This is a genomic window from Jatrophihabitans sp., from assembly GCF_036389215.1.
Taxonomy (GTDB): Bacteria; Actinomycetota; Actinomycetes; order Mycobacteriales; family Jatrophihabitantaceae; genus Jatrophihabitans_A.
Genome location: NZ_DASVQG010000167.1, coordinates 1 through 9,212 on the forward strand (window position 1 = coordinate 1; position 9,212 = coordinate 9,212).

8 protein-coding genes are annotated in these 9,212 nt (G+C 74.2%); all 8 read right to left on the reverse strand.

Going from position 1 to position 9,212, the window contains the following annotated elements:
- Nucleotides 1-982: glycosyltransferase family 9 protein (locus tag VF542_RS08575; protein ID WP_408651283.1), on the reverse strand; the 982-nt coding region annotated here is incomplete at its 3' end.
- On the reverse strand, nucleotides 979-2,538 hold the full coding sequence (gene rfaE2, locus VF542_RS08580) for a D-glycero-beta-D-manno-heptose 1-phosphate adenylyltransferase (protein WP_408651284.1): 1,560 nt from the start codon (nucleotides 2,536-2,538) through the stop codon (nucleotides 979-981). The genes rfaE2 and VF542_RS08575, both read right to left, overlap by 4 nt.
- Complete coding sequence (locus VF542_RS08585; protein WP_408651285.1) at nucleotides 2,520-3,170, reverse strand: D-sedoheptulose-7-phosphate isomerase; 651 nt, start codon at nucleotides 3,168-3,170, stop codon at nucleotides 2,520-2,522. Before VF542_RS08585 ends, rfaE2 begins: the two co-directional genes overlap by 19 nt.
- The gene (locus VF542_RS08590; RefSeq protein ID WP_408651286.1) at nucleotides 3,167-4,444 is read right to left on the reverse strand and encodes a glycosyltransferase; all 1,278 of its coding nucleotides are present in this window, start codon (nucleotides 4,442-4,444) and stop codon (nucleotides 3,167-3,169) included. The genes VF542_RS08585 and VF542_RS08590 overlap by 4 nt, the downstream gene beginning before the upstream one ends.
- Before the next feature lie 16 nt (nucleotides 4,445-4,460).
- Nucleotides 4,461-5,444, reverse strand: a complete 984-nt coding sequence (locus tag VF542_RS08595; RefSeq protein ID WP_408651287.1) for a glycosyltransferase — start codon at nucleotides 5,442-5,444, stop codon at nucleotides 4,461-4,463.
- Complete coding sequence (locus tag VF542_RS08600) at nucleotides 5,441-6,616, reverse strand: glycosyltransferase family 9 protein (protein ID WP_408651288.1); 1,176 nt, start codon at nucleotides 6,614-6,616, stop codon at nucleotides 5,441-5,443. Before VF542_RS08600 ends, VF542_RS08595 begins: the two co-directional genes overlap by 4 nt.
- Nucleotides 6,613-8,154: an HAD-IIIA family hydrolase gene (locus VF542_RS08605; RefSeq protein WP_408651289.1), complete on the reverse strand. Its 1,542-nt coding sequence runs from the start codon at nucleotides 8,152-8,154 to the stop codon at nucleotides 6,613-6,615. Before VF542_RS08605 ends, VF542_RS08600 begins: the two co-directional genes overlap by 4 nt.
- A 26-nt stretch (nucleotides 8,155-8,180) precedes the next feature.
- Nucleotides 8,181-9,212, reverse strand: a 1,032-nt coding sequence (locus tag VF542_RS08610) for a carbamoyltransferase family protein (RefSeq protein WP_408651290.1), incomplete at its 5' end; no start/stop codon positions are given.

A 9,212-nucleotide genomic window follows, 5' to 3' on the forward strand; every position in this document is an offset into this window, starting at 1 on the left:
GGCCCGTGGAGCCGGCCGGCGCCCGGTCCTCGAGCTGCTCGTGCACCGCGTCGAGTACCTCCTCGACGGTGATCGCCAGCAGCGCCGGATCGACCTGGTCACCGTGTGGGTTGCCGGTTCCGTCCCCGTGCCAGAGCACCCGGTGCGGCCCGTCCGGCGGGGGTCCCCAGCTCGCCGGCGACACCGGCCCGAACAGCAGCACCGACGGGGTGCGGTAGTTCGAGGCGACGTGCGCGACACCGGTGTCACCGCAGACCACCAGCCGGGCCCGGCCGATCAGCGAGACAAGCTCGGGCAACCCGAGCCCGAGCAGGGCCGGCACGCCCGCGTCGTCCGCGACGGCCCTGGCCAGCGCGGTCTCGGCCGGCCCGCCGGTGACCACCACCTGGTGGCCCTGGTTGCGCAGCACCGCGGCCACTGCCGCGAACCGCCGCGCGGGCCAGCGCCGGGCCGGGGCGGCAGCACCGGGATGCAGCACCGTGAGCCCCTCGGGCATCGCGACCGGCGGCAGCCGCATGCATCCCACCGCCTGGCAGCCCGCAGCCGAGTTCCCGGCCGGCACCGGCAGCACCGGCACCGGCAGCACCTCGCGGACCAGTCGACACCATCGGCTCACCTCGTGCTCGCCGGCCAGCCAGCCCGGCCCGGTCACCCGGCCTGCCGGATCGGCGAAGCCGTACAGCTGCGGCGGTCTGAGAGCGCTGAGCAGTTGGCGGCTGGCCGGGCCGTTGCCGTGCAGGTCGATCGCCACGTCCAGCCCTGCCGGCACCGGGCTGATCGGTGCCAGTTCCGCCGCCGGCAGCAACCGGTCCACCGACGGGATCAGCGCAACCAGCGGCGCGAACACCGCCGGGGCCGCCAGCACCACCTCGTGGCCGGGCAGCGCCGCCTTGATCAGGCCGAGCGCCGGCAGCCCGGTGAGAAAGTCTCCGAGGCCCAGCGCGCGCAGCGCGAGGACCACCGGCCGGTCCGGCGAGCTCACAACGCGGGTCCGCCGGCGGCGAGCTCGGCATGGCTGGCGAGCTCCACCAGCGCCGACGTCGAGCGACCCTGCAGGTAGGGAACCGTCACCGCCTCGCCACCCCACTCGGCCAGCACCGCCGATTCCGGCAGCGGCACCCCCGAGTAGTCACCGCCCTTGGCCCAGATGTCGGGCCGGATCCGCCGAAGGACGGTGGCCGGGGTGTCCTCGTCGAAGATCACCACGGCATCCACGCACTCCAGCGCGGCGAGCACCCGGGCCCGGTCGGCAGCCGGCTGCAGCGGCCGCTGCGGACCCTTGAGCCGGCGTACCGAGGCATCGGAGTTCAGGCACACCACCAGACAGTCTCCGACCGCCCGGGCGGCCTGCAGGGTGGCGATGTGGCCGGCATGCAGCAAGTCGAAGCACCCGCCGGTGGCCACCACGACGCCGCGCCGGCTCCGGACGCCGTCCAGCAGCTGGTCCAGCCCGCCATCGGCGGTTTGGCTGTCGGCGGATGGGCGGTCGGCCACCTCGCCACCGGCCACCTCGCCATCGGCTGCCTCGCCATCGGCTGCCTCGCGACCGGCTGCCTCGCGATCGGCTGCCTCGCCATTTGCCGACTCAGGCTCGGGCGACTCAGGCTCGGGCGATTCAGGCTCGGGCGATTCCAGGCGGTACCCGGCCGCCGCGCCGGCCTGCACGAACCGGCCGGCGGCGGCGACGCCGAGCGCGACCGCCTCGCTGGGCAGCACGCCGTCGGCCAGCCCCGCGGCGGCGGCGGCGGCGAAGCAGTCCCCGGCGCCACAGGTGTCGCCGGTGCCGACCTGAGCCGGCGCGATCAGGTGCGGGGCGTTGTCGGCGAGGCAGAACATGGCGCCGCGGGAGCCGAGCGTCACGCACACCGATCCGGCCTGCCACTGCCGGGCCAGCTGCTGGGCGCCGCGCCGGACGGCGGCCAACGAGGCGCCGGCGTCCATCGCCACGAAGCCGGCCAGCTCGGCAAGGTTGGGAGTGACCAGGGTGCTCCCGGGGACGGGTTCGGCGCCGCGCGGGTGCGGATCCCAGACCAGCGGGCAGTTCACCGCCGCGAGCGCGGCACGGACTCCCGGATCGGCGGTGACGCCCCGGCCGTAGTCCGACACCAGCACCGCGGCAGCCGAGGCCAGCGCCGTCAGCGCGCGCTCGGGCAGCGGGCCGATCGGTCCCGGATCACCGCCGCGGTCGAGCCGGGCGACCGGATGCTCGGCCACCCGCAGCCGGGTCTTGACCGGGGTGCTGCCCGTCCAGGGCACCACCACCAGTTCGAGGCGGCCGGCCAGCAGCCGGCGCAGCTGCCGCCCCGCTTCGTCGGTTGCCACCGGTGCCACCAGCACCACCGGCCGCCGGCCCGCCACCGCGCGCACCGCCAGCAGCGCGGCCAGCGCCGCACCGCCCGGGCGACGGCGCTCGACCGGATCGTGCAGCACCGGGACCGGCGCTTCCGGCGACAGCCGCGCCGACTCGGCGATCAGGTCGATGTCGAGCATCACGTCACCGACCACCACCAGCGGCGCCGTCACGGCGTCGGCTGCCATGGGGCTGCCTGGCCCTCGGCCAGCCCCGCCATCGCCTGCCGGCTCAGCTCGGCATCCATCGCCTCGCAGACCAGGTGCAGGGCCACCAGGTGCAGTTCCTGCACCGTCGCGGTGGCCGGGCTGCGGATCGGCAGTACCTCCTCGGCCACCTCCGCCAGCGGGTTGGGAACCGGGCCGGTCATCGCCCAGGTGCGCACCCCGCAGGCGCGAGCCCGGACGGCCGCCGCGACCAGGTTCGGGCTGCGTCCGGAGGTCGACATCAGCACGCAGACGTCACCGGGCCGGCCGTGCGCCTGCACCTGCCGGGCGAAGACCTCCTCGACGCCGTAGTCGTTCAGGATGGCGGTCAGCGCGGAGGGTTCGCTGTGCAGCGCGACGGCGGAGAACGGGGCCCGGTCCGGGCCGTAGCGGCCGACGATCTCGGCGCTGAGATGCTGCGCCTGCGCCGCGCTGCCGCCGTTGCCGGCGACCAGCAACCGCGATCCGGAGCTGAGCGCACCGGCCAGCCTGATCCCCCAGTCGGTGGCGATCTCGGTGGCCGGGCCGAACTCGGCCAGTGCCCGGGCCAGCGCCTGGACATGGGCTGTGGCCGTCGCCCGGGCCTGGGCCGTCGCACTGAGCAGCTCGGTCATCGCGCCACCTCCGCGGTCACGTCGGTCAGCCGGCCGGCAGTCGCCGGTCCGGGCAGGGAGCGGGGCAGCCGCCGCTGCGCGAGGACGCTGCCGTAGCAGGCCTCGGTCTGCTCGGCGACGCAGTTCCAGCCGTAGTGGGCCAGCACCCGTTCGCGGCCGGCTCGAGCCATCGCCAGCCGCCGAGGCGGGTCGGCGAGCAGCTCGGTCAGCACCCGGGCCAGCACGTCCGGACGCCGCGGCGGGACCAGCCGCCCGGTGATGCCGTCGAGCACGGTGTCGCGCAGGCCGCCGACCGCGGTGGCCACGACCGGCAGGCCGGCCGCCATCGCCTCCAGCGGGGTGATGCCGAACGGTTCGTACCAGGGCACCGCCAGCAGCAGGTCGCAGGAGCGCATGAGCTCGGGCAGGTCGGTGTGCGGCTGCCTGCCCAGCAGCCGGACCCGGTCAGCCACTGCGTGAGCGGCTGCCAGCGCCAGCAACCGCTGGGCCTCGGAGTCGGTGGCCAGCTGGTCCGGGGCTGGGCCGCCGGCCACCAGCAACTCCGCGCCAGGTACCTGGGCCAGCGCAGCGATCGCGTCAGCGACGCCCTTGCGGGGTACCAGCCGGCCCAGGATCAACAACCGGGCGGGCCGGTTCCCACTGCCGCGCGCCGCGGCGCCGACCGGGGTCCGGGACGGGGTGAAGAGCGTCAGGTCGACCCCGCAGGGCACGATCTCGACCCGGCCATCGGACACGCCCATCGACCGGAGCTCGCGGACCTCGTCGGTGCAGGTGGCGATCACCAGGTCCGCGGTCCGCGCGATCAACCGCTCCGCGCCGATCCGCTCCGGTGGGCTGGTGTCCGACCCTCCCTGCCAGCGGCGTTTCACCTTGCCCAGCGCGTGAAACGTCTGCACCACGGGCAGCCCGGCGGCACTGGCGGCCCGCAGCGAGGCCAGACCACTCATCCAGAAGTGCGCGTGCAGCAGGTCCGGTTGCTGCTGCCGCACCTGCCGGGCAAGCTCGTTACCGAAATCCTCCATGAACGGCAGCAGCTCGTCCTTGCCGATCGGCCGGGCCGGGCCGGCGCTCAGGTGCTCCACCTGGACCCCGGGCAGCAACCGCACCGTCCTGGGCACGTTCGGGTCGTCCCGGCGGGTGTAGACCACCACCTGGTGCCCGCGCCGGGCCAGCGCGGCCGACAACGCCGCCACGTGCACGTTCTGGCCACCGGCGTCCACCCCGCCCAGGCAGGCCAGCGGGCTCGCATGTTCAGAGACCATCGCGATCTTCATCCGCTCGCCCCATCTCTCATCGAAGGATCCCGTCCAGCAGTACGTCCCAGTCGGCCAGGAATCTCTTGAGCCCGTAGCGGTCGAGCGCGGCGGCCCGAGCCGCCAGGCCACAGGCGCGGGCCAGTTCCGGTTCGGCGAGAAAGGTCCGCAGCCGTTGCACCAGCCGCCGCACATCGGTGCTGATTTCACCGGCGGCCGGGGGCACAGCCGCCACCGCCTCGGTGGTGGCCAGGGCCAGCACCGGCATCCCCAACTGCATCGCTTCGATCAGGGTGAGGCCGAGTGAGGTCCACCGGGTGAGGTGCAGGTAGGCCCGTCGCCGGGCCAGCTCGGTGTGCATCCGATCCTGGGTAGGGACCTCCTGCTCGTAGCCGACGAGACGGTCCGGCGGGACGCCCGCGGATTGTGCCTGGGCGACGGCGAACTGCTTCGCCTGCATGCCGAAGACATCCACCGGCGCCACCGGGAGGAACCTGCTGACCAGGTCCGCCCCGACGATCCGGTCGCGCCGGCCAGGCTCGTTCACGACCACCGCGGCCCGGCTCAGCTCGCCGGTGTAGCGGGCACCCGGATCGATGATGCCGTGCTCGATGACGGTGGTCGGGGCGCGCCCGTTGTCCCAGAACAGCTCGTTGAAATAGGTCACGTGCACCAGTGCGATGTCGGACCGGTCGGCGAGAATGTGCCGCTGGATACAGGGCTTTTCCTCAGGTGTGTTGTGTTCGAGGTAGACCGCGGGCAGCTCGCGCCCTGGTTCGCGTCCGAGCCATCGGCGCACCAGGTCCAGCTCGTGCGGGCGCTGCAGCAGCACCACGTCGAAGTCCTGCTCGCGCAGCGCCGCGGGCGGAACCTCGGTGACCGAGGCCGGCCATGACCAGGTGCGAGCGCGGCCCACGCCGTCCGGACCCCGGTCGGGCAGTACCGGGACGACGTAGTCATGGCTGCCCTGCACGAACGCGGTCGTCCAACTGCCGTGCACATGCCAGAGCAGGATCCTCATCCGGTCACCGCCAGTGGAGGTGCTGTCTGCTGTCTGATCAGATCTTCGACAGCCCGCAGTACCGTGATCGGCTCGACGCCGGTCAGGCACGGGTGACCCGGCACCGGGCAGGTGGTTCGGCGGGTGTCCCGGCAGGCCGCGTGCTGATCTCCCAGCAGGACCACCGGCACGCCGTACGGTGCCCAGCGCGCGGCGGGCACCACGGGTGAGAACAGCGACACCACCGGCGTGCCGACCGCCGCCGCCAGATGCGCGGGGCCGGTGTTGGCGACCAGCACCGCGTGCGCACCGGCCAGCAGCCGGGCCAGCTCAGCCAGGTCCAGGGCGCCGGCCAAGTCCAGCACGGGCGGCTGGCCCTCCCGCGCCGGCAGGCCCGCGCGCGCTGCCGCGACGATGCCCGCGGTGAGCTCGCGTTCGGACTTCGAACCGGTGACCAGCACCGGCCAACCCGCTTCGCTCAGCAACCGGACCGTCTCGGCCCACCGCTCGGCCGGGTAGGCGCGGGCCGCCGCTGTGACGCCCGGATGCATTACCAGATAGGGGGATTCCGGCATGGACACAGGCATCGCCGAGTGCCGGGCGGCTCCGGGTGGCAGCCGGGTAGCTCCGGGTGGCAGCCAGGCGGCCTCGGGTGGCAACCGGTCGGCCTCGGGTGGCAACCGGGCGGCTCCAGGTGGCAGCCGGACGGCGAGCTTGCCGTCGTCGCCGGGCGGCAGTTCGAAGCCGGCCGACCGCACGGTCGCCAGCATCCGCTCCGGTTCGGGCCCGTCACCTGCGACCGGCAGCCGCAGGTCCAGCAGCGAGCCGGGATAGTCCTCGCTGCTGGCCACGACCCGGGGCACTCCGGCCAGCCGCAGCAGCAGCGCCGTCGGCAGCGGCGACTGGTGGAACGAGGTGAGGATCACGGCCTCATCCAGCCGCAGCCGCACCAGCCGTTCGACCAGTTCGCCGACCTCCGCGGGTGACACCTGCGGCGCGGGGTTCGCGATCCAGGGGCAGGACCACACCAGCACCTCGTCGACGCCCGGCAACAACCGCCCGGCCGCCTCCCCCAGCGGTCCGGTCAACAGCGTCAGATGGTCCGCGGCGGCGGCTACCGCCCGGATCGCCGGGCCCGACACCAGCACGTCGCCCATGCTGTCCAGGCGAACCACCAGCAGCCGGCGGCTCACCGCAGGCCGGCCAGGACGAGATCGACCGCCTCGGCCAGATCGGCGGCGTGCAGCGGCGCGGCGGCGACCTCCGCGTGCCGGGTCTGCTCGGTCGGCACCAGGATCGAGGCGGCACCGGCCGCGACCGCCGAGCGGACGTCCGATCCGATGTCACCGATCACCACGCAGCGGGCGGCCGGCACCCCCAGCTCGGCGGCCGCCTGCCGGATCAGTCCGGGCGCCGGTTTGCGGCACTCGCAGCCGGCCTCGTCGGTGTGCGGGCAGACGAACCAGCCGTCGAACGGTCCCAGCAGCGCCTCGATCCGGGCGTTGACCGCCTCGACCTGGGCAGCGGTGAGCAACCCGCGCCCGATTCCGGACTGGTTGGTGATCACTGCCACCGGAATGCCGGCCGCTCGCAGCCGGTCCAGCGCCCGGCGAGCCCCGGGCATCGGCGAGACCGCCGCCGGATCGCCGTTGTAGGGCACGTCGCGCACCAGGGTGCCGTCCCGGTCCAGCAGCACCGCGGCGGGCCGGTCAGCTGCCCGGGAAGGGCCGGCCGGCGCGGTACGCCGGTCGGCCAGCGCCCGTAACCAGTACCAGCTGGCCGCCGGCGGGATCGCGATGCTGGTGCTGATCATCCGCAGCACCTCGGCCCGATCGCGCGGGCCCGGCGCGATCCGGCGCCAGCTGAACTCGGCGGTGTTGCCGGCCCACACCAGCCCGGCCAGTGCGGCCGGGCGCCGGTGACCGGTGGCCGCGGCGGCCAGGGCGAGCAGCCCGGAGGCGGTGCTGAGCAGGTGCTGGGGACGCCGGCCCAGGGGCGCGGCGGCCCGGCGGCGCCACTGCGGCCCGTGCAACCGGCGCATCAGCACGTCGTCGGCGTTGCCGCGCTGCTGGCGGACGCTGGCCCACCAGCCCGCCGGGCGGACCGGATGCGTCGTCTGCCGGCTCCCCCGGCTCAGCTGCCAGCCCCGGTCGAGCATCCGAAGCGCCAGATCCGAGTCCTCCCGGAAGGCGCGCGGGAACCGCTCGTCGAAGCCGCCACAGTCGATCAGTGCCGACCGGCGGTAGGCCAGGTCCGCGGTGATCCAGGCAGCGGTGGCCAGGCCGGCGGTGCCGCGCTCCCAGTCCCGCGGCCGGCGGTCGGGCGGCAGCGGCACCTGGATCTGCCCCTGGACTCCGCCGGCCACCGCCGGGGCGGCCGCGAGGTCCTTCTCCAGGTCGGCCAGCCAGGTCGGACCCACCAGCACGTCGTCGTCGAGGAAGGCCACCCAGTCGCTGTCGCAGTGCCGCCAGCCGGTGTTGCGGGCCGCAGCCGGGCCTTTGCCACCGCTGCGCAGCACCGTGATCGACCAGCCCGGCACCCGCTGCCCGGCCAGCTCCAGCCCGGCCAGCTCCAGCTCAGCCGCCGGGCCCGGCCGGTCGTCCACCAGGTACACCGGCGGCATCAGCCGGCCGGTCGTGGCCGCGGAGTCCGCGAGGCTGGACAGCAGCGTCGAGAGCGAGGGACGCCCGATGGTCGGAATCACCACCGCATAGCTCGGCCCAGCACTCATTGTGGCAATGCTCATTGCGGCAATGTTCATTGCGGCAATCCCAGGTCCGGCAATCCCAGGTTCGGCAATCCCAATTGCGGCAATACATAGGGCGATGCGAGCTGGTCCCGGCGGACCGCGAACGGGCCGATCGCCAGCATATCGACCGGGGTGGAGCCGAAACACTCCAGCGCGTCGCGAGGTGAGTCCACCATCGGCCGGCCGGCGGTGTTGAGGCTGGTGTTGACGACCACCGGCAGCCCGGTGCGGCGGCAGAACCCGTCCAGCAGCCGGGCGACCAGCGGCTCGGTGGCCGGGTCGACGGTCTGGATGCGGGCCGTTCCGTCGACGTGCACCACGGCCGGGATCCGCGACCGCCATTCTTCGGCCACCTGGTGGACGAACAGCATGTACGGCGACGGGATCGGCCCGCCGCTGAACAGCTCGGCCGCCCGCGAGGCAAGCACCATCGGGGCAACCGGGCGGAACTGCTCCCGGCCCTTGACGTCGTTGAGCCGTTCCAGGTTCGCGGCCCGGCCGGGATGCGCCATCAGCGACCGGTGCCCGAGCGCCCGCGGGCCGTACTCGCTGCGGCCCTGGAACCAGGCGACGATCCCGTCGGCGGCCAGTGCCCGCGCGGCCGCCTCGGCGATGTCGGCGGGCCGGTCGTAGGGCAGCTTCGCCGTCTGCAGCGCTGCTTCGATCTCGGCGTCGCTCCACTGCCGCCCCAGGTCCGCGCCGGGCATCGCGGCGGCCGGCTCACCGAGTTGCTGCGCGCCGGCCAACGCCGATCCCAGGGCGGTCCCGGCGTCGCCGGCGGCCGGTTGCACCCACACCTCGTCGAACCCGCTCTCGCGCCACAACCGGGTGTTGGCCACGCAGTTCAGCGCGACCCCGCCGGCCAGCGCGAGCTTGGTGCTGCCGGTTTCCGCGCGCAGCCAGCGAGCGAGCTCCAGCAGCACCTCTTCCAGAACTGCCTGCAGGCTCGCCGCCAGATCGGCGTGTTCGGCGGTCCACCGCTCGTCCGAACGGCGTTTCTTGGCCAGGGAATTCCAGTCCACGCCACTGGTGCGGAAGCC

Excerpts from the sequence above, each read along its gene's own strand:
- VF542_RS08605 (WP_408651289.1), bottom strand. The coding sequence starts at position 8,154 with ATGAGTGCTGGGCCGAGCTATGCGGTGGTGATTCCGACCATCGGGCGT.
- VF542_RS08590 (WP_408651286.1), bottom strand. The coding sequence starts at position 4,444 with ATGAAGATCGCGATGGTCTCTGAACATGCGAGCCCGCTGGCCTGCCTG.
- rfaE2 (WP_408651284.1), bottom strand. The coding sequence starts at position 2,538 with ATGGCAGCCGACGCCGTGACGGCGCCGCTGGTGGTGGTCGGTGACGTG.
- VF542_RS08595 (WP_408651287.1), bottom strand. The coding sequence starts at position 5,444 with ATGAGGATCCTGCTCTGGCATGTGCACGGCAGTTGGACGACCGCGTTC.
- VF542_RS08585 (WP_408651285.1), bottom strand. The coding sequence starts at position 3,170 with ATGACCGAGCTGCTCAGTGCGACGGCCCAGGCCCGGGCGACGGCCACA.